This is a genomic window from Geodermatophilus normandii, assembly GCF_003182485.1.
Taxonomy (GTDB): domain Bacteria; phylum Actinomycetota; class Actinomycetes; order Mycobacteriales; family Geodermatophilaceae; genus Geodermatophilus; species Geodermatophilus normandii.
The window spans coordinates 131,614-150,094 of sequence record NZ_QGTX01000001.1 but is presented as its reverse complement, the minus strand read 5'-3'; the positions used below and the strand labels follow the sequence as shown (position 1 = coordinate 150,094).

The following is an 18,481-nucleotide window of genomic DNA, read 5'->3' as shown; positions in this document are numbered from 1 at the left end:
CGGCCGGTCGTCAGAGGGCGCCGTCGGGTACCGGGTGCAGCCGCGCCCGGCTGCTGGAGAGCATCGCGTTGGCGCGCTCCAGGTCGGCCTCGAAGTCGACCTCCACGGCGGCCCACCGGGAGATGTCCAGCGGGCGGAACCGCAGGCCGGCCTCGATGACCGCCGTCTCCATGCCGCGCTCGAAGTAGTCCTGGTCGCCGCAGGCCACGAGGTGCTCGACGAGCGCGGCCTTGTCCGCCGACGAGATGTGGTTGATGCCCACCGCCTCGCCGAGGCCGCCGGTCACCGTCTTGGACAGCTCGGCGATGTAGCCGTCCTCGTCGAGGGTGTACTTGACCTCCTCGTCGCCGACGACGGAGGTGTCCACGCACACGAAGCTCTCGTCCGCCTCGAGCGCCGGCAGCACCGCCTCCAGGACGGCGGCGTCGAACACGACGTCGCCGTTGAGCCACAGGACGCCGCCGGAGCGGGTGGTCCGCAGGCCCCGCAGCAGGCTCTTGGACGTGTTGGTCCGCGCGAAGTCCGGGTTGTAGGCGAACCGCAGGTGGGGCGCGGCCTGCATGAGCAGCTCGCACTGGAACCCGACGACGGCGGTGACGTCGACGTCGGGGCCGAGCACCTGCGTCAGCGTGTCGAGCTGGCGGTGCAGGATGCTGCGGCCGTCCACCAGCGGGGTCAGGGGCTTGGGCAGCGGGCGCCCGAGCCGGGTCCCCATCCCGGCGGCCAGGATGACCACCTGCACGGGGTGCGTCTCGGCGCGGGTCCCGGTCGTGGTGGTCAGCGCCTCCAGGGCGGGAACCCCCGTGGTCTGCGCGAGCTCAACGATGCGCACTGTCGTCCCCCTCTCGGGTCGTCGGGTCCGCGCCGGCGGGACTGCCGGGCGGGAAGAACAGGTCGAGGACGCGGTCGGTGGCGTGCCCGTCCTCGAGCGCGGTGTAGGTCTCCTGGAACGCCCGGTACCGGTCGGCGTGCTCGGCGGCGACGGTCTCGACGTCGGCCACCGCGTCGACGAGCTCCCGGCTGGTCGACAGCAGCGGCCCGGGCGCGAGGTCCTCGATGTCCACGTAGAAGCCTCGCAGGCGGTTGCGGTACTCGTCGAGGTCGTAGGTGAACAGCAGGATCGGCTTCCCGGTGATCGCGAAGTCGAACATCGTCGACGAGTAGTCGGTGACCAGCAGGTCGGCGGCCAGGTAGAGGTCGCGGATGTCCGGGTAGGACGAGACGTCGCGCACCGGCATCCCCTCGATCGACTCGAGCCGGTCGGAGACCATGTTGTGCAGCCGCAGCAGCAGCACGTGGTCCTTCCCGAGCCGGTCGGTGAAGTCGGCGAGGTCCACGGGGAAGTCGAAGTCCCGCTCCCCGGTGCCCTCGAAGACCAGCTGGTCGCGCCAGGTGGGGGTGTACAGGACCACCCGGGTGCCCTCGTCGACGCCGAGCCCGGCGCGGACCCGCGCCCGCACCGCGTCGCGCTCCGGGCTGGAGAGCAGGTCGTTGCGCGGGTAGCCGGTCTCGTGGACGGGGCCGCGGTAGCCGAACGCCTGCCGGAACCGCGCGGTGCTGTACGGGTTGGGCGAGAGCATCGCGTCCCAGCGGGCGATGTCGTGCTCGAGGTAGGCCAGCCGGCCCTCCGGCGCCCAGAGGACGTCGTTGTGGATCCGCTTGAGCGGGGTGCCGTGCCAGGTCTGCAGGTAGAGGGCGCCGGGCCGCTTCTCCCAGTCCAGCGGCACGTGGTCGTTGGAGACGACGACGTCGGCGCCCTCGAGTGCGGCGATGCTCTCCGGGCTGCCGAACGGGACGGTCCCCACGTCGGAGGGGAACGCGCCCTCGGCCACCGGGGCGGTCAGCCAGGTGTGCGTGTGGTCGTCGCCGCGGGCGGCGAGGGCCTCGTAGATCGCGCGGGGGCTGTCGGAGAACAGCCCGCGGAAGCTGGTGTAGACGATCCTCATCGACCACCTCCGGTCAGGACGGGCAGGACCAGGTCGGCGAGCTCCTGCCAGGACGAGACGACCGTGAGCACCCCGGCCTCGCGCAGCGCGGTCTCCCGCTCGGCGCGCTCGCCCGGCTGGACGAACAGGAGGTTGCCCACGGTGGGACAACCCGCCCGGACCGCCGAGAGTGCCCCGGGGACGGAGTCCTCCACGGCCAGGCCCGCCGCCGGGGCGGTACCCAGACTCTCGCAGGCGAAGAGGTAGACCGCCGGGTCGGGCTTGCTGGTGGGCACCGGCAGGGAGTCCTCGGCGCTGAAGCGCCGGTCCGGCGGGATGAGCCCGTCGAGGCCGGTGGCGGTGAAGCAGGCCGCCAGCCGCCCCAGCGCGCTGGAGCTCACCGCGGCCAGGCGCAGGTGCGCCGACAGCGCGGTCAGGGCCGCGGTGGTCGGCTCGTGCGGGCGCAGGTGCCCGCCGAGGTGGGCGGTGACCGCCCGCTTCTCCTCGGCCACCCACGGCTCGACGTCGACCTCCGGGCGGCCGGCCTCGGTGGCCAGCCGCCGCGCCGTCGTCCGGAAGTTCATGCCGGTGGTGGCCAGGCGCAGCTCCTCCGGGGTGAACCGGCGGGGGTCGCCGAGCTCGGCGAGGAAGCGGTTGGTCACCGCGGCCGAGGCGACGAAGGCCGGCTCCTCGGAGGGGAAGAGGTTGCCGTCGGCGTCGCAGAGCAGGTGCGTGAGGCCGGTGACGACGTCGCGCGGCAGCGCCGCGGCAGCGCCGCGGGGAGGGGAGGTGGTCACCGGGCGCTCGCCAGCACGGCGGCGGCGACGGTGGCCCGGACGCCCTCGCGGTCGAGGCGGCGCAGCACGCCGGAGAGCTCGTCGGCGAAGCCCGGGACGGACCCCAGGTCGCCGAACACCGACTCCTCGGCCAGCAGCGGCCGGGGGTCGGTGCCGCCGGCGAGGGCCAGGGCCTGCAGGTACGGGCCGCGCTCGTCCTCCACGGGCACCGGCCTGCCGTCGCCGTCGACCCGCTGCAGGTAGGCGATCCAGCCGGCCAGGGCCAGGGTCAGCAGCGCGTGGGGACGCCCCTCCGCCAGCGCCTGGCGCAGCGAGGGCAGCAGGTGGTGCGGCAGCTTGGTCGACCCGCGGCGGCACAGCCGGGACAGCCGGTCGGCGATGGCCGGGTTGGCGAAGCGCTGCAGGAGCGTGGCCTTGTACTCGTCGAGGTCGATGCCCTCGGGTACGGGGATGAGCGCGGTGACCTCGTCGTCCATCAGCCGGGTGACGTAGTCGGCGAACAGCGGGTCGCCCATGAGGACGTCGATGCGCTCGTGGCCGGCCAGCGTGCCCAGGTAGCCCAGCGCCGAGTGGCTGGCGTTGAGCAGCCGGGTCTTCATCAGCTCGTGGGCGGTGACGTCCCGGACGAACCGGACGCCGACGTCGTCCAGCGGGGGGCGGCCGTTGCAGAAGGTGTCCTCGATGACCCACTGCGAGAACGGCTCGGTGATGACCGGCCAGCGGTCGTCGACACGGTGCCGCAGGGCGACCGCGGCGCGCTCCTCGGGCGTGGTCTGCGGGGTGATCCGGTCGACCATGCTGCTCGGGAAGGCGACCCGGTCGGTGATCCAGCGCGCGAGGACCTCGTCGCGCAGCGCCGCGAACCCGACGACGGCGGCGCGGGTGGCCTCGCCGTTGCGGTGCAGGTTGTCGCAGGAGACGACGGTGAACGGCGCCGCACCGGCCCGCCGGCGGCGGTCGAGGGCCTCGACGAGGAACCCGAAGACGGTGCGCGGGGACCCGGGGCAGGCGAGGTCGTGGCGGACGTCGTCGTCGGGGGTGAACTCCCGGGTGGCGGGGTCGAGCAGGTAGCCGGCGTCGGTGATCGTCATGGTCACCACGCGGGTGCGCGGGTCGGCGAGCCGGTCGAGCACGGCGCCGGGAGCATCGGGGGCGAACAGGTAGTCGGTGAGGACGCCGACCACCCGGGCGCGCTCGCCGTCGGGGCTGCGCTCCACGACGGTGTAGAGGTTGTCCTGCGGGGCGAGGGCCTCCTGCAGCGTCCGGGCCCGCAGGCCGACGCCGACGACGCCCCACCCGGTGGAGATCCGCCGCTGCGCGACCTCGTCGAAGTAGATGAGCTGGTGGGCGCGGGAGAAGCCGCCGACGCTCAGGTGGACGACGGCGGGCGTCAGGGCCGCGCGGTCGTAGGTGGGGACGGTGAGCCGGGCCCCGTGCTGCTCGAGCGTCGCGCTGGTCAGCGGCCGGACACGGGCGACCGGCTCGGCCGTCGTCGGGACGAGGGTGCCGGTCCGCTTGAGGTGCCGCAGGAAACGCTCGGGCTGTGCCATCGAGGCATCGGTCCTTCCTGTCCAGGGTCGGTGCCACCGGGCGGCCGGTCGCTCCGCCGGTGGCGGGCGCCGCGGGTCGCGCAGGGAACGATCATGGGACCACGCCTGCCCCGCGGGGACACCCGCAGGGGCGGCCCGACGGGTCGGCGTGGTCCTGTGCGCTGCGTGTCGGGTGCCGACCGCGAGGGCGCGCGGGCACCGGGTCGGCGGAGGAGCCGCCGGTCCGGTGCGCAACGGGACGGCGCGGGCTGTTCCACGCCGGATCACGGGATGTGTCCGGAGAGAGGGGCCGGTAAACCCACCAGCCTCACGTGACGCTGCGCACACGGCGTGTCATCCCCGGACACGCCGTACGAAGGGTCACGACTACGTCACGGTGTGTTTGGATCGTTCCAACCTGATCGGGCCCGCCTGGGCCGCTTCCCACGAGCGGGGTACGTGCTGTGGCCAGTTCCCGGACGACCGCGGGTCTCCTGACCCGCCCCGCCAGCGACTCCGGCGGGGCGGTGCCGGCCCCCCGGCCCGGCGCGCACCGGCGTCCCGCCGGCCGGCCCGTGTCGTCCCTGCGTGGCTTCCCGCCGGTCGTGCCCGTGCCGCGCCCGGCCGCCGACGACGCCGTCGCGTCCCCGGCCACCACGGTCCTGCCGGAGCTCCCGCCGGCCGAGGCGCCCGTGGTCGAGGCCGCCCCCGCGCGCCGCCGCGGCCTGCGGGACCGCCGTCCGCACCTGCTCCTCGCCGCGCTCGTGGCCGGTGCCGTCGGCGCCGGCGTCCTCGGCGTCCCGGGCTCGACTGACGCGGCGGCCGAGCCGGCCTCGGTCCTCGGCGCGCAGATGGAGCTGGCCACCGACGACGTGTCCGAGGAGGTCCTGCCGATGGCCTCGATCACCGAGGCCGAGGCGCAGGCCCGCCTGCAGGAGGTCGCCGCCAGCCGCGCCGAGCGCGCCGCGGCCGAGGCCGCCGCCGCGGAGGCCGCGGCCGAGGCGGCCCGGCCCGAGGCGGTGCTGCCGGTCAGCGGCGCGCGCTTCACCAGCGGCTTCGGCTCGCGCTGGGGCACCTTCCACTACGGCATCGACCTCGCCGCGCCGATCGGGACGCCGGAGTACGCGGCCATGGACGGCGTCGTCGTCCGGGCGGGTGCGGCGAGCGGCTTCGGCCTGGCGGTCTACGTCCTCCACGACAACGGCGACGTCACCGTCTACGGCCACATGAACGAGATCCTCGTCGAGCCGGGCCAGTTCGTGGAGGCCGGCGAGACGATCGCGCTGCTGGGCAACCGCGGCCAGTCGACCGGGCCGCACCTGCACTTCGAGGTCCACCGGGGCGGCATGAACGGGCGGAAGGTCGACCCGGTGCCGTGGCTGGCCGAGCGCGGCGTCGAGGTCTGAGGCCCGACGCGCGCACCGACCCCCCACCGCGAGGCCGGTCCCCGGAGGAGGTATCGTTCTCCCTGGCCCGAGCGAGACCGGGCGGGCCGGGAACGGGGCTGTGGCGCAGCTGGTAGCGCACCACACTGGCAGTGTGGGGGTCAGGGGTTCGAGTCCCCTCAGCTCCACCCGTCGACGAGGGCCTGACCTGCGGTTCGCAGGTCAGGCCCTCGTCGGTCGTCAGCCGCGGTCAGGTGTGGTCCGCACGATCGTGGTGCGAGGTCAGCGCGGCCGCGTCGGTCGGTCCCGCGTCCAGGTGGTCGTGGACGGGACCCGAGGAGCCGTCGAGGGTCCTCGCGGCGCCGGCGTGCCCGGGCATCCGTTGTCCGCGCACTCGTCGGACGGGTTCCGGTGTCACGACGGGCACTGCGCCCGTGGCACTCGGACGGTGCGTGGACCAGCGCGTGCACCGGCATACACCCCTCACCGGTGGGTTCACGCGTGCGCCATCGACGCCACGTGTCCGCGTCACGGGACGGCAGTGAGCGTCGACCAGCGTCCCGGGCATGCGCATCGTCGGTCACCGCGGCACCCCGAGCTGCCCACAGCACGCCGAGAACACGTTGCAGGCGATCCGCGTCGCACTGGAGGCAGGTGCCGACGGTGTGGAGGTCGACGTCCGGGCCACCAGCGACGGCGTCCTCGTCCTGGCGCACGACCCGGACCTGAGCCGGGTCCTCGGGCTGGGGCCGGGAACCGGTCCGGTCGTGGACCTGACCCCGTTCGCGGCGCTCCGCCGACTCCGGCTCCCGAACGGCGAGTGCGTCCCCACCCTCACCGAGGCCCTCGACCTCGCCGCCCGCCGGCACGCCGTCGTCGTCACCGAGGTCAAGCCCGAGGCGGGAGGAGCCGCCGCCGCCCGCACGGCCAGGCTCCTCGCCGGCCTGCTCCACGCCCGCCGGGTGCACCGCCCCGGCGCCGACCGGGTCACCACCACGTCGTTCGACCTGGTCACCGCCGCCTCGATCGCCGGATGCGGCTCGGTGTCCGGAGCGCTGATCGTCGCGCCCCACGTGGATCCCGACGTCGCCGCCCGGCGCGCCAGGGACCGCGGGCTGACCGACGTCCACCTCCACCCGGTCCACGTCCGTTGGGACCGTGACGTCGTGCACCGGGTACGCGGGCTCGGTCTGCTGGTCTCCGTCGGGGTCGTGAACGACCCCGACGAGGCCCGGCTGATGGCCCGGCTGGGCGTCGACATGGTCTGTACCGACGACCCGGTCGGGTTCGCGCGGCCCCGCACCTCCCCGGTCCTCAGCGGGATCCGGGGCGTCGGGAGAGACGCCGGTGGGCCACCGGTCACCACCCTCGGGATCCGTGGGTAGACGTGGCGCACGGTCGCGGCCCCGGCTCTCGCCCGCGGAGTCACGAGATGAGCTGCTCGCCCTGCCCAGACCCCGCAGGGCTTCCTGCCTGCGTCTCCCGGACCCGGGTGCGGCGTTCGGCCCACTCGCCGGCGATCGGTCGCGTCCACCGGTACGCGCTCGGTGTCCCGCGGGTCCGACGTCGTCCGGAGCTGCGCGTGGCCCGGGGCCTGCCCTAGAGTCCGCCTGCTCCACCGCGCGGTGTCGGAGATCCGGGAGAGGTGACGATGCCCATCGACCTGGAGCCGCTCGACCCGGCACCGGCGGGGTTCGGCGCCTGCGCCGCGTGCGTCTACCGGACGACGGGGACGCCGGCGCTCTGCTTCCCGTGCGCCGTCCTCGGCGGCGCGGCACCCGACGGGCCGACCTGCACCGTCTGCGGTCAGGCCGTCGACGAGCGCGGCTCGTGCTCCAACACGGTGTGCGGCCTCGACGACCGCTACTTCTCCCGCCTGTACACCGTGTCCGGCCGGGCGGAGGAGATGTGGAGCGCCGTCTACCGGTTCAAGTACGGGGAGGAGCGCGACCTGGGCGAGGTCCTGGGGCGCATCCTCGTCGGCTTCCTGGAGGACAACCGCGAGGAACTGGCCGGCTACGACCTGATCACCACCGGCGCCATCTACGTCGGTCCCCGGGCGCACCGGCTGTGGGACTACCTGCAGGTGATCGTCGAGGCGGCCCGGTGCGACGGACCCGCGTGGCCGTTCGCGCCGGGCCTCATCGCCAAGTCCGGACCCACCGGACGGTTCCTCGGCATCAGCCCGGAGGAGCGCCGGAGGATCGCCGAGGGCGAGTTGCGCGCCGCGCTGTCGGTGCCGGAGCCCGCGCGGGTCGCCGGACGGCGGATCCTCGTCTTCGACGACGTGTACTCGGAGGGCTTCTCGCTCCGGGAGATGGCGCGGGTGCTGCTCGGGGCCGGCGCGGCGGAGGTGGCCGGTCTGGTCCTCGCCCGCCGCAAGGGCGGCTGAGGTCGGCGGCTCCGTGGCAGCGCGCGGTGGGACACGCAGTGGCGACGGAGCCGCGGGCTCCCGGAGGAGGCCTGGTGGCGACGGAGCTCTACCTGGTGCGGCACGGCGAGGCCGTGGCGAACGTCGAGCCGGTGATCGGCGGGATGCACGGCGACGCCGGCCTGACCGCCCGGGGGCGGGAGCAGGCCCGGCTGCTGGAGCAGCGGCTGCGGGACCGACCGGTGCCGGCCGACCGGCTGGTCTCCAGCGACCTCCCGCGGGCGCTGCAGACCGCCGAGTACGTCGCACGGGCGCTGGGCATGCCGGTGCTGCGCGACGACGGTCTGCAGGAGCTGCGACCCGGAGAGGCCGACGGGCTCACCGTGGAGCAGTGGCGGGCCCGGTACCGCGGGGGCGAGGCGACGCCGGGGACGCGGGACCCCTACCGGGAGTTCTCCCCGGGCGGCGAGAGCTGGGCGACCTTCCTGGCCCGTGCGTGTGGCGCCCTGTCCCGTCTCGTCGCCCGGCACCGGGACGAGACGGTGGTCGCCGTCTGCCACGCCGGGGTCGTGGAGGCGTCGTTCGCGCTGGCCTTCGGCCTGGGCGCCAGCGGGAACCGGGTGGACTGCGCGCCGGCGAACACCAGCCTCACGCACTGGCGGCACCGGCCCTCCTCCGACGGCGGGCCCGAGTGGACGCTGGTCTCCTTCAACGACGCCGACCACCTGACCGGCAGCGACCTGCCGGCCGCCCCGCCGCGTGACGCCGTGCCGCTCCCCGGAGAGGACCCCGCGGCAGACGCGTGAGCGGGAGGCGGCCGCCGGGCCGCGACCCGGTCAGGTCGACCACGGGAGGACGGCGGCGGCAGGCGGGCACGCGGCACGCGGCACGCGGTCACGAGGCTCCGCCGAGACGAAGCACGGCCTGCAGCGGCGGGCTCGCCAGCCGGCGTCCGGCCAGGTCGGTCAGCAGGCGGGGGCCGTCCTCGAAGGGGACGACGGTGGTGACCAGGTGGGTGCGGACGTCCCCGCCCCGCTCCCGCAGCAGGTCGAGGGTGACCGCGGCGAGGGCCGAGCGCGTCCAGTCCGCGCCCATCCCGCGGGGGACCCGGCCGATCTGGGCACAGACCACCGCGAGTCCGTTGTGGTGGAACTCCTCGCCGAGCCGGACGGCCCCGGCCCCGTCCTGGTAGAAGCCCAGGTCGACCACGACGCCCTGCGGCCGCAGCGAGCGGAGCGCCGTGGCGAGCGCGGCGTCGTGGCCGCGGCACTGCAGGACGACGTCGGCGCCGGCGTCCCCGGGGCCGTGCCGCCAGCGCTGCTTGACCGTCAGCCAGGCGCTGCCGTCGGCGTCGTCGACGGCGTCGAGGCCGAGGGCCCCGGCGACCGCCCGCCGCTGCGCCGAGGGCTCGGCCACGCACACCGACGCCGCGCCGTGCCGGACCGCCAGGAGTGCGCTCAGCAGGCCGATGACGCCCGCGCCCATGACCAGCACGTGCCGGTCCCGGACGCCGGCGTCGACCGCTGCCCGCGGCCCCTCGAGCGCCGCCGCGGCGTGCAGCAGGCCGTTGACGCAGATCGGGCCCATCTGGGCCAGGTAGATGCCCAGCAGCGGGTCGAGGTCGTCGGGCACCGGGATCACCGTCGTCCGCGCCGGATCGGCGCAGGTGCCGGTGCGGTGGCCGTAGGCCATCGCCACCAGGGAGCCCACGGCCAGGGCCGCCGTGCGGCTCTCGGTGACCCGGCCGACCTCCATGTAGCCGATGCCGCGCTTCGGGTACCCGGCGAGCGGCCCCACCCCGAACGCCCGCAGGTCGGGGTCCCAACCCACCCGGTGCTGGGGGTCGGTGCCCCGGACGAGGGCGACCTCCGTCCCGGCGCTGATCCCCGACCACTCGGTGCTCACCCAGGCCTGACCGGGGCCCGGCTCGGGCTCGGTGTCGTCGATGACCGCCGTGCGGCCGGGGCCGAGGACGGCGATCGACCGCACGGTGCGCCCGGTCACCGGCGTCCTCCCTCCCCGAGGTGCACCCGTGTCCCCTCGCGGGCGGAGCGGTCCGCGGCGCAGGCCAGGGCGTGGCTGCGCAGCGCCTCCTCGTAGGGCACGCGGGTGCGCGCCGTCCGGCCGAGCAGGACGTCGACGAACTCACGGTCCTCGGCGGCGATCGGGTCCTGCTCGGACCGCAGCACCTCCGTGCCGCGCTCCGTCCCCACGAGCAGCTCGTGGTCGGTCAGGCCCCGCTCGGACACCTCGAGCACGAGCCCGTCCGCGACGACGTGTAGCGCGACGCGGTGCCGTCCGGCCAGGACGCGCGCCGAGGAGACGGAGCCGACCGCGCCGGAAGCGAACCGCAGCAGCGACGAGGCCGCCGTGGGGACGTCCTCCGCGCCGTCGGCAGCGGCTCGCTCGGCCGCGGTCACCGTGTCGACGTCGCCGGCGAGGTGGCGTGCCAGGTCGAACAGGTGGGTGGTCTGCTCGATGACCTGGCCGCCGGAGTACGCCCGCCGGGGCCACCACGGCACGCGCGGCGTCTTGTCCCACCAGTAGCCCGTCACGAGCTGGGCGGGCCTCCCGGCGAGCAGCTCCACGGCCCGCTCGACGACGTCCAGGTGCCGCCAGTGGTACCCGACGGCGGTGGTCAGCCCGGTGCCGGCCAGCTGGTCGGCGATGCCCTGAGCGGTCGGCAGGTCGAGCGCCAGTGGCTTCTCCACGAAGAAGGGCAGCCCGCGGGCGATGGCGGCGGCCTCCAGGGCGCCGTGCGCGAACGGCGGCACGCACAGCCAGACCGCATCGAGCTCCTCGGTCGCCAGCAGGGTCGCTCCGTCGGTGTGCGGGCGGGCCCCGTAGCGGGTGGCGACCTCCTCTGCGCGCTCCGGCTGCGTGTCGGCGACCGCCACGATCTCCACGTCGCCCATCTGCGAGAGCGCCTGCAGGTGCTTCCCGGCGATGAACCCGGTGCCCACGCAGGCCACCCGCAGCCGCCTCACGTCCGGCTCCCGGTCAGTGCGGGGCGGGCCGCCGTCCGGAGCAGCTCCGCGTAGACCGCCGCCGTCTCCTGCGCCATCCGGTCCCGGGTGAACCCCGCCAGGTACCGGCGCCGCGCGGCGGCGCCCTGGCGCCGCCGCAGCGCCGGGTCGGCCAGCAGTGTCGCGAGCGCGGCGCCGAACTCGGCGGGCCGTCCGAAGGGGACCAGCGCTCCGGTCTCGCCGTCCGCGACCACCTCCTCGCTGCCGACCACGCGGGTGGCCACCACCGGCAGCCCGGCCTCCATCGCCTCCAGCGCGGCCAGGGGCATCCCCTCGCACTTCGACGGCAGCGCGAACACGTCAGCGGCGGCGAGCAGCAGCCGGGCGTCGGGACGGTGCCCGGGGAACCGCACGGCATGGGCCACCCCGAGAGAGGCGGCCCGCTCGACCAGGGCCTGCCGTAGCGGGCCGTCGCCGAGCAGGACGACCGCCAGCGCCGGGAAGCGGGCCACCAGGTCCGGTACCGAGTCGAGCAGCTGCCACTGGGCCTTCATGTGGGTGAGCCGGCCGACGGTCAGCACCACCGGCTGCTCCGCATCCAGCCCCAGGGCACGCCGCGCCTCCGCCCGCGGCATCCGGCGCGCCAGCGGGGCGATCCCGTTCGCCACCGTGGTGAACGCCCCGGTCGGCACCCCGATCCGCTCGTAGGTCCGGCGCAGTCCGGCGGAGACCGCGATGAGTCGGTCCACCGGCGCGATCGCGCGGAAGTACGCCTGCCGCCTGCTCGGGGAGGAGAGTGCGTAGGGCAGGTGCTGGGTCTGCACGACCACCGGGCACCCGGCGGTCCGGGCCAGCCGGACCCCGTCCCAGTTCTCGCTGCCGGTGCCGACGTGACAGTGGAAGACGTCGGCGGGACGTGCCGCGAGGAACCCGGTGACCAGGGTCCCGAACCGCGGGTCTCGCGGGGACGGCAGCGGCACCGTCTCCGCGCCCAGGTCGCCGGCTCGGTCCAGCAGCCACCGTGTCCCGGGGAGCGCGCGGGCCATCAGCGACACGTCCACCGTGCCGGCGAACGCGGCGATCAGGTCCAGCACGTGCGCCCCCATGCCCGACGGGTCCGTCGAGGGCGTGTAGAAGCAGATCGAACGAGGTTCGGCCATGCACGCCTCCGCAGGCTGGGGGCGTGCAAACTATCGGGCTGACCTGGCAGGACGCACGTCGGAGCCTCCGGGAGACCCTCACCGCGGACCCCGCCGGCGTCCGCGGACGTCGTCTCGGCAGCGTCGACGCCCCGGCCTCGCCCCGTGGAGAGGAGCCGCCGGAAGCCGGCGGTGTGGGTCAGGGGTCGGAGGAGGCGACCACCCGGGCGGGCCTGCGGCAGCTGCGCCGGGTCGACCGCGCCCACCCGCCCGGGCAGCCCGGGCCGGTCCGGCTGCGGGCCGTCCTGGCTGCCGACGGGGTGGTCCTGCGCCGGATGCGGGACCGGCTCGCCGCCAGGGCCGGCACCTGGTCCTGCCCGCCCCGCCCAGCAGCCCCGCGCAGGCGGTGCTGCACCTGGTGCACCGGCCGCACACGGACCCCGCGCGCGGCGACCGGCCGGCGTCGCGGAGGAGGGCACCGGGCGTCGTCGGTGCTCAGTCGCCGCGAGGAGCGGCCCGGTGGGCGCCGGCCGTGCCCCGCGGACCTGCGGGGCGGTGTGCCCGGGCCTGCTCCTGCTTCTCCTGGCGGCGGGCGAAGACGACCGTCCCGACGAGGAAGAGCCCGGAGAGGATGAGCACCACGGCGGTGAATGCGTTCAGGAACGGCAGGTCCACCCCCGCGAGGGTGAGCACGCCGAGCCCGACCAGCACGAGGGCGGCCAGCACCGCCCCGGCCGCTCGCCAGGGGCTCTTGGCGACCTCCTGGACGCCCTCCTGCGCCTTGTCCTTCGCGTAGTCCAGCGGCTTCTTCGCCCAGGAGAACCGTGTGGCCAGGACTGCCAGGCCGGCGGCGACCAGCACGAACCCGGGACCGGGGAGCACGAGCAGGGCGATGCCGGCGAGGGTCAGCAGGCCGCCGAGGACGGCGATGACGGCGGTCTTCACCGTTGAGTGGTGCCCGACCCACCGGCGCGCCATGCACTCTCCGGGCGGCCCGGCGGCCGGGTCGCCCGACCGCCGGGCCCGGGTCACGTCGGGTGCCGGCGTGTGCTGGGCGCGGGCGGGAGGAGCCCTCGAGACCGGAGCTGCTGCTCGCGCCCGGGACCGCCCCCGGACGGGGCCGCGCGCGGAGCCCCTACTCGCGGACGATCCAGACCTCGGCCGGTCCCTCGGGGGTGTCCTGCAGCCGCGGGGGCTCGAACCGCTGGTAGACGCCGTACCAGCGGGGCCCGTCGTAGACCAGCACCGCGGACGCCAGCAGGTGCGCGGGCACCTCGTCGGTCTCACCGTGCCGAGGGCCGCCCCAGTGGAAGACGAGCGGCATGGGAGGACGGTAGCGGCACCGGCGCCCAGGGGGCTGCCGGCGACCCCGGAGGCGCGGTCGGGGACGCGCCCGGCGTCCGGTGCCGGTGAGCCGCTCCAGGACCGCGAGGCTCGCGTCGTGCTGCAGCCGACCGGCCCAGCGCAGGGCGTCCCGACGGGCGGGGGTCCCACGGGCCCACCCCTAGAGTCGTCGCCATGCCGCCCCCGCGCCTGGACGTCGGCAGGCTGCTCGGCCGGGTGGAGAGGGCGGCGCCGGTCGAGGCCGTGCAGGCCGCGGCAGAGGAGCTCGGACTGGAGTTCGGCGCGCGCGAGCTGAGCTTCCTGATCGCCGACTTCAGCGGTCACGCCGTCGTCCGTCTCACGACGGGCGCGGCCGGAGCCGAGGGTGCGCGGACCCAGGCGGGCGCACAGGCGGAGACGGTCCCGATGGCGGGCACCGTGTACGAGCGCGTCCTGCGGACCCAGGCGGTCGACGTGCACCCGCTGGACGACGGCACCCGGGTGATCGCCCCGGTCACCGACCGCGGGGACGCGATCGGCCTGCTGGAGCTGGTCCTGCCCGGGGAGCTCGGCCCGACGTCGATCGCCGACGTCGCCGCGGCCGCGCACGCGCTGGCCCACGTCGTCATCGCCGCCCGCCGGTACACCGACGTGTTCGAGTGGGGGCAGCGCACCACGCCGTTCTCCCTGGCCGCCGAGATCCAGCGTCGGCTGCTCCCGGGCTCCTACACCTGCGAGGCCGGCCAGTTCACCCTCGCCGGCTGGCTGGAACCGGCCGCCTCGGTCGGTGGCGACACCTTCGACTTCACCCTCAACGACGACGCGCTGCACCTGTCGATCACCGACGCCGTCGGCCACGAGGTCGAGGCCGCGCTGCTGGCGACCCTCCTCGTCGGAGCGCTGCGCAACGCCCGCCGCGCGGGCCTGGACCTCCCCGCCCAGGCCCGGTACGCCAACGAGGCGCTCGCCGCCCACGCGTCCGTCGGGCAGTTCGTCACCGGACAACTGGTGCGGGTGGACCTGTCGGCCCGCACGGCCGCGGTCGTCAACGCCGGTCACCCGCCTCCCCTCCTGGTGCGCGAGGGCCGGGTGCGGGAGATCGGTCTGGACGTGGAGCCGCCGTTCGGGGTGGTGCCCGGCAGGTCGTTCCGGGTGCAGCGACTCCCGCTCCAGCCGGGGGACCGGATCGTGTTCCTCACCGACGGCGTGCAGGAGCGCAACGCCGCCGTCCTCGACGTGGCGGCCGCCCTCCGCGACACCACCGACCTGCACCCGCGGGAGGTGGTCCAGGAGCTCGGCGCGGCGGTGCTTCGGGCCACCGGGGGCAACCTCCGCGACGACGCCACCGTGCTGTGCCTGGACTGGTACGGAGGTCCTCCGCGCCGGAGCGACAGCGAGCACGGCGCCGACGCCGGACGCGCCTCGTCCGCGCGGGTCGCACGTCGCCGGGACGCCTGAGCGGCGTCCTCCCGGACCGGGTCACCCGGCGGGGAGGCAGGCCCAGACGTGCTTGCGGTCCCCCGCGACGGTCCAGCCGCGGTCGGTGGTCAGGTGCGCGACCATGCCCAGGCCCATGCCGCCGAGCGCGGGGTCGCGGCCGACGGCGGGCTCGGGCCCGTGGTGCGGGTCGCCGTCACTGACGTCGAGCAGCAGCCCGCCCGCCGTCCGGACGGCGCGGACCCGTACCGGCGCCCGGCCGTGCCGGAGGCCGTTCGAGGCCAGCTCGTCGACGGCGGTGACGAGGTCGGCGAGGACCGCTCCGTCCCCGTCGGACCCCCCGAGCTCGTGCGCCACCCAGGCGCGCAGCTGGGCCCGCACGGTGCGCAGCTCCGTGGGGGAGGAGATCTCGGATTCGTAGGAGGGTCCCGACGTCTCGGGACGCGGCTGTCGAGGCCAGAGCTCTGGGTCCATGTCCCCGTTCCGGTGGGCGGCGGTGCCCGAGCAGTGCCCGCCCCGGCCGCGCCCAACCGGCGCGGCGTCGTGCGCGGACGACGGGTGCCGGGAACTCCCGGTGGGCCGGGACGAGCCCTGCCGTGGACTCCCGACCTCCGCCGGAGGGCCGGCTCCTCCTGGGTCGCGCGCCGGGCCCGCGGACTGGACGGGACCGTGCAACCGTGGTTGCATCCATCCCGTGCCGATCTCGTCCACCCCGGGCCCGGGCGAGTGGGTGCTGCTGTCCTACCGCCTGCCGCGGGAGCCGTCCGGCCCGCGGACGACGCTGTGGCGGCGGCTCAGGCGGCTGGGGGTGGCCCAGATCGCCGACGGCGTCGTCGCGCTGCCCGCCGACGCGCGCACCCGCGAGCAGCTGGAGTGGCTGGCCGGCGACGTGACCGAGGCCGGCGGGACGTCGGGACTGTGGGTGGCGCGGCCGGGCACCGTGGCGCAGGAGCGGGAGCTGGCTGCCGGGATGGCCGCCGCGCGGGCCGCTGAGTACCGGTCACTGACGCAGCAGTGCCACGAGGCCGAGGCCGCCGGTGACCCGGCCGAGCGGGCGCGGGCGCTGCGCCGGCTGCGCGGCGAGTGGCGGGCGATCGGCCGCCGTGACTTCTTCCCGCCGTCCGACCGGGAGGGCGCCGCCACCGCGCTGCGCGAGCTCGGGCCCGGGTCGCGGCCGACGCCGCGGTGACGGAGGCGGCGCCGTGAGGTGGGCGACCCGTGCCGGGGTGCACATCGACCGGGCGGCGTGCGCCTGGCTCATCCGCCGCTTCCTCGACCCGGACGCCGCGTTCGTCTTCGTCACCGACCCCGGCCAGGTCCCGCCGGACGCCACGCCGTTCGACATGCGCGGCGTCGACCTGGGCCACCACGGCGGCGACTGCTCCTTCGAGACGATCCTGCGCCGCTACGAGCTGACCGACCCGGTGCTCTGGCGGATCGCCGAGATCGTCCACGAGGCCGACCTCGACGACCAGCGCTTCGACGCGCCCGAGGCGCCCGGGCTCGACGTGGTGCTGCGCGGCCTGTCGATGACCGGCGACGACGAGCGCACCCTGGCCGTCTCCGGTCCCGTCTTCGACGGCCTCTACGAGTTCCACCGCCGCCGCCTCCTGCTCGGCCGCGAACCGGCCTGACCCCGCTCCCGGCGGTCCGTCGTGCCACCGCCTGCCCGCACCCGATCGACGAGGACGTCCATGACCCGCGACACCCCCCGGCCGCAGGACACCGCGCAGGGCCCCGTCCGGCCGCCCGAGCAGGACGCGGTCCCCTTCCGCGCCGCGGTGCGGACCTGGTTCCTCGTCTCGCTGCAGACCTTCGGCGGCCCCGCCGGCCAGATCGCCGTCATGCAGCGCGCCCTGGTCGACGAGAAGCGCTGGATCGGCCAGCGCCGGTTCCTGCACGCGCTCAACTACTGCACCCTGCTGCCCGGCCCGGAGGCCCAGCAGCTCGCCACGTACGTGGGCTGGCTGCTACACGGCACCCGCGGCGGACTCGTCGCCGGCGGCCTGTTCGTGCTGCCCGGCGTGGTCGCCCTCCTGGCGCTGTCGGCGGTGTACGTGGCCTTCGGCGACACCACCGCCGTCACCGCGGTCTTCACCGGACTGGCCGCGGCCGTGCTGGCGATCGTCGTGCAGGCCGTCCTGCGGGTGGCGAGGAAGGCGCTGGACGGCCGGGCCCTGCTCGTCCTCGCGGTGGCCTCCTTCCTCGCGCTGTTCGTCGTCGGCGTGCCGTTCCCCGTCGTCGTCGCCCTCGCCGGGGCCGCCGGCTGGGCGCTGGGCCGGTGGCGGCCCTCGGCGCTGCCCCGCACGCAGGCCGCCGAGGGGCCCGAGGCCGGCCCTGCACCGGTCGTCTCCGACGACGTCCTGCACCACGAGGCCCCCACCGCCCGCCGCACGCTGCGGGTGCTGCTCGTCGGGTTGCTCGTGTGGGGAGTGCCGATCGCGGCGGTCGCGGTGCTGACCGGTGCAGGCAGCGTCCTCACCGAGCAGGGCCTGTTCTTCTCCGGCGCCGCGGTGGTCACCTTCGGCGGCGCCTACGCGGTGCTGGCCTACGTCGCGCAGCAGGCCGTCGCCGTCTACGGCTGGCTGTCGCCGGGGGAGATGGTGCGCGGCCTGGCGCTGGCCGAGACCACGCCCGGTCCGCTGATCATGGTGGTCCAGTTCGTCGCCTTCCTCGGCGCCTACCGCGACCCCGGCGCGCTCGACCCGTGGGTCGCCGCCGTCCTGGCCTCGCTGCTGGTCACCTGGGTGACGTTCGTGCCGAGCTTCCTGTTCGTCCTGCTCGGCGCCCCGTACATGGAGCGGCTGCGCGGCAACCGGTCGCTGTCGGCGGCGCTGAAGGGGATCACCGCCGCCGTCGTCGGGGTGATCGCGAACCTGGGCGTCTACTTCGCCGTCCACACGCTGTTCTCCGAGACCGTCCACGTCGACGGCGGGCCGCTGTCGCTGGAGGTGCCGGACCCCACCACGCTGCGGCCCGTGCCGCTGGGCATCGCGCTGGTCGCCGCGGTGCTGCTCTTCCGCCGCGGGTGGTCGGTGCTGCGGACCCTCGGCGTCTGTGCCGTCCTCGGCCTCGCCGCCGGCCTGGCGGGGCTGTCCCTCGGCTGACCGCCCGCTCGCCCGCGGCGCCCCGGTCACAGCCGGGCCGACCAGGTGGACGACCCGCCCGCGCGGCGGAACCGAGCGCCTCGCCGGCCGCGGCCCGGTCGCGGGGCGGTCGGCGCGCTGGGTCGCCGCCCACACCGCGCACCAGGCGGCGGAGCGCTCGTCGTCCGGGCCGGTCCCCACCATCTGCACCCCCGTGCTCCCACGGGCGGTGCGACGGCGTCCCGGCCGGCGGCGGTCCGCCGTCCGGGGTCTAGGCCTCGCCGCCGAGCTCGGCCCAGTCCTGGTCCCACTGCAGGCGCCGGTCCTCCAGCAGGTCGGCGCGCTCCTCCGGGTCGTCGGGGAGGCGGGACGGGGTCGAGGCCGGAGCGGCGCGCAGCCGGGTCCGGGTGGCGCTGTCGTCGTGCTGGTTGTCCATGTCGGGCCCTCCGGGGGAGCGCACGGGCCGTCGGACGATCCGTCCGGGCGTCCGTGGGGCGAGCAGGGGAGACGGGCCCGACCGCCG

The 18,481-nt window shown here is 75.9% G+C and carries 19 protein-coding genes and 1 tRNA gene; 9 read left to right on the top strand and 11 right to left on the bottom strand.

The window, feature by feature from the left end; all coding sequences use genetic code 11:
- Window positions 1-10: 10 nt before the first annotated feature.
- From JD79_RS00815 to JD79_RS00800, 4 genes are read right to left on the bottom strand one after another with little or no spacing between them, the layout of a single operon-like run.
- Entirely contained in the window at window positions 11-832 is an 822-nt protein-coding gene (locus JD79_RS00815) for a phosphocholine cytidylyltransferase family protein (RefSeq protein ID WP_245899477.1), read from the bottom strand.
- Complete coding sequence (locus JD79_RS00810) at window positions 819-1,946, bottom strand: CDP-glycerol glycerophosphotransferase family protein (RefSeq protein ID WP_110004000.1); 1,128 nt, start codon at window positions 1,944-1,946, stop codon at window positions 819-821. Before JD79_RS00810 ends, JD79_RS00815 begins: the two co-directional genes overlap by 14 nt.
- Window positions 1,943-2,722 (bottom strand): HAD family hydrolase, encoded by a 780-nt coding sequence (locus JD79_RS00805; protein ID WP_110003999.1) that lies wholly within the window; start codon window positions 2,720-2,722, stop codon window positions 1,943-1,945. The genes JD79_RS00810 and JD79_RS00805 overlap by 4 nt, the downstream gene beginning before the upstream one ends.
- Entirely contained in the window at window positions 2,719-4,272 is a 1,554-nt protein-coding gene (locus JD79_RS00800) for a mannitol dehydrogenase family protein (RefSeq protein WP_110003998.1), read from the bottom strand. Before JD79_RS00800 ends, JD79_RS00805 begins: the two co-directional genes overlap by 4 nt.
- Window positions 4,273-4,826: 554 nt before the next feature.
- Between JD79_RS00800 and JD79_RS00795 the strand changes: the two genes are divergently transcribed.
- From JD79_RS00795 to JD79_RS00775, 5 genes are all read left to right on the top strand, one after another.
- Window positions 4,827-5,657, top strand: coding sequence for a M23 family metallopeptidase (locus JD79_RS00795; RefSeq protein ID WP_342767636.1), 831 nt, complete (start codon window positions 4,827-4,829; stop codon window positions 5,655-5,657).
- 94 nt (window positions 5,658-5,751) lie between these two features.
- Window positions 5,752-5,824 (top strand) — tRNA-Ala (locus JD79_RS00790).
- A gap of 378 nt (window positions 5,825-6,202) precedes the next feature.
- A complete protein-coding gene (locus JD79_RS00785) occupies window positions 6,203-7,021 on the top strand; it encodes a glycerophosphodiester phosphodiesterase (RefSeq protein WP_110003997.1) in 819 nt (272 codons plus the stop codon).
- A gap of 266 nt (window positions 7,022-7,287) precedes the next feature.
- Complete coding sequence (locus JD79_RS00780) at window positions 7,288-8,028, top strand: ComF family protein (protein ID WP_110003996.1); 741 nt, start codon at window positions 7,288-7,290, stop codon at window positions 8,026-8,028.
- A gap of 74 nt (window positions 8,029-8,102) precedes the next feature.
- The gene (locus JD79_RS00775; protein WP_110003995.1) at window positions 8,103-8,813 is read left to right on the top strand and encodes a histidine phosphatase family protein; all 711 of its coding nucleotides are present in this window, start codon (window positions 8,103-8,105) and stop codon (window positions 8,811-8,813) included.
- A gap of 88 nt (window positions 8,814-8,901) precedes the next feature.
- Here JD79_RS00775 and JD79_RS00770 read toward each other — a convergent pair whose 3' ends face one another.
- The 5 genes from JD79_RS00770 to JD79_RS00750 form a co-directional block, all read right to left on the bottom strand.
- Entirely contained in the window at window positions 8,902-10,011 is a 1,110-nt protein-coding gene (locus tag JD79_RS00770; RefSeq protein ID WP_110003994.1) for a zinc-dependent alcohol dehydrogenase, read from the bottom strand.
- The gene (locus tag JD79_RS00765) at window positions 10,008-10,994 is read right to left on the bottom strand and encodes a Gfo/Idh/MocA family protein (RefSeq protein ID WP_245899475.1); all 987 of its coding nucleotides are present in this window, start codon (window positions 10,992-10,994) and stop codon (window positions 10,008-10,010) included. Before JD79_RS00765 ends, JD79_RS00770 begins: the two co-directional genes overlap by 4 nt.
- Window positions 10,991-12,133, bottom strand: coding sequence for a glycosyltransferase family 4 protein (locus JD79_RS00760; protein ID WP_110003993.1), 1,143 nt, complete (start codon window positions 12,131-12,133; stop codon window positions 10,991-10,993). The genes JD79_RS00765 and JD79_RS00760 overlap by 4 nt, the downstream gene beginning before the upstream one ends.
- A 474-nt stretch (window positions 12,134-12,607) precedes the next feature.
- The gene (locus tag JD79_RS00755; protein WP_110007280.1) at window positions 12,608-13,057 is read right to left on the bottom strand and encodes a PGPGW domain-containing protein; all 450 of its coding nucleotides are present in this window, start codon (window positions 13,055-13,057) and stop codon (window positions 12,608-12,610) included.
- Window positions 13,058-13,247: 190 nt separating this feature from the next.
- Window positions 13,248-13,436 (bottom strand): hypothetical protein, encoded by a 189-nt coding sequence (locus JD79_RS00750; protein ID WP_110003992.1) that lies wholly within the window; start codon window positions 13,434-13,436, stop codon window positions 13,248-13,250.
- A 194-nt stretch (window positions 13,437-13,630) separates the two neighbouring features.
- On the opposite strand from JD79_RS00750, the gene JD79_RS00745 reads away from it, so the two are divergent.
- Window positions 13,631-14,893 carry a PP2C family protein-serine/threonine phosphatase gene (locus JD79_RS00745; protein WP_110003991.1) on the top strand — a complete coding sequence of 421 codons (1,263 nt, stop codon included), beginning with the start codon at window positions 13,631-13,633 and terminating at the stop codon, window positions 14,891-14,893.
- A gap of 21 nt (window positions 14,894-14,914) precedes the next feature.
- Here the strand turns inward: JD79_RS00745 and JD79_RS00740 are convergent, their stop codons facing one another.
- Window positions 14,915-15,346 (bottom strand): ATP-binding protein, encoded by a 432-nt coding sequence (locus tag JD79_RS00740; protein WP_110003990.1) that lies wholly within the window; start codon window positions 15,344-15,346, stop codon window positions 14,915-14,917.
- Window positions 15,347-15,566: 220 nt separating this feature from the next.
- Between JD79_RS00740 and JD79_RS00735 the strand changes: the two genes are divergently transcribed.
- From JD79_RS00735 to chrA, 3 genes are read left to right on the top strand one after another with little or no spacing between them, the layout of a single operon-like run.
- Window positions 15,567-16,061, top strand: coding sequence for a Chromate resistance protein ChrB (locus JD79_RS00735; protein ID WP_110003989.1), 495 nt, complete (start codon window positions 15,567-15,569; stop codon window positions 16,059-16,061).
- Between the two features lie 13 nt (window positions 16,062-16,074).
- Entirely contained in the window at window positions 16,075-16,506 is a 432-nt protein-coding gene (locus tag JD79_RS00730) for a chromate resistance protein ChrB domain-containing protein (protein ID WP_110003988.1), read from the top strand.
- 60 nt (window positions 16,507-16,566) lie between these two features.
- The gene (chrA, locus tag JD79_RS00725) at window positions 16,567-17,979 is read left to right on the top strand and encodes a chromate efflux transporter (protein WP_110003987.1); all 1,413 of its coding nucleotides are present in this window, start codon (window positions 16,567-16,569) and stop codon (window positions 17,977-17,979) included.
- Window positions 17,980-18,229: 250 nt separating this feature from the next.
- Here chrA and JD79_RS22355 read toward each other — a convergent pair whose 3' ends face one another.
- A complete protein-coding gene (locus JD79_RS22355) occupies window positions 18,230-18,418 on the bottom strand; it encodes a hypothetical protein (RefSeq protein ID WP_170149065.1) in 189 nt (62 codons plus the stop codon).
- Between the last annotated feature and the right edge of the window lie 63 nt (window positions 18,419-18,481).

What these genes read in the sequence shown, in the direction of transcription:
- JD79_RS00810 (WP_110004000.1), bottom strand. Translation starts at nt 1,946, where the DNA reads ATGAGGATCGTCTACACCAGCTTCCGCGGGCTGTTCTCCGACAGCCCC.
- JD79_RS00800 (WP_110003998.1), bottom strand. Translation starts at nt 4,272, where the DNA reads ATGGCACAGCCCGAGCGTTTCCTGCGGCACCTCAAGCGGACCGGCACC.
- JD79_RS00785 (WP_110003997.1), top strand. Translation starts at nt 6,203, where the DNA reads ATGCGCATCGTCGGTCACCGCGGCACCCCGAGCTGCCCACAGCACGCC.
- JD79_RS00780 (WP_110003996.1), top strand. Translation starts at nt 7,288, where the DNA reads ATGCCCATCGACCTGGAGCCGCTCGACCCGGCACCGGCGGGGTTCGGC.
- JD79_RS00760 (WP_110003993.1), bottom strand. Translation starts at nt 12,133, where the DNA reads ATGGCCGAACCTCGTTCGATCTGCTTCTACACGCCCTCGACGGACCCG.
- JD79_RS00750 (WP_110003992.1), bottom strand. Translation starts at nt 13,436, where the DNA reads ATGCCGCTCGTCTTCCACTGGGGCGGCCCTCGGCACGGTGAGACCGAC.
- JD79_RS00745 (WP_110003991.1), top strand. Translation starts at nt 13,631, where the DNA reads ATGCCGCCCCCGCGCCTGGACGTCGGCAGGCTGCTCGGCCGGGTGGAG.
- JD79_RS00740 (WP_110003990.1), bottom strand. Translation starts at nt 15,346, where the DNA reads ATGGACCCAGAGCTCTGGCCTCGACAGCCGCGTCCCGAGACGTCGGGA.
- chrA (WP_110003987.1), top strand. Translation starts at nt 16,567, where the DNA reads ATGACCCGCGACACCCCCCGGCCGCAGGACACCGCGCAGGGCCCCGTC.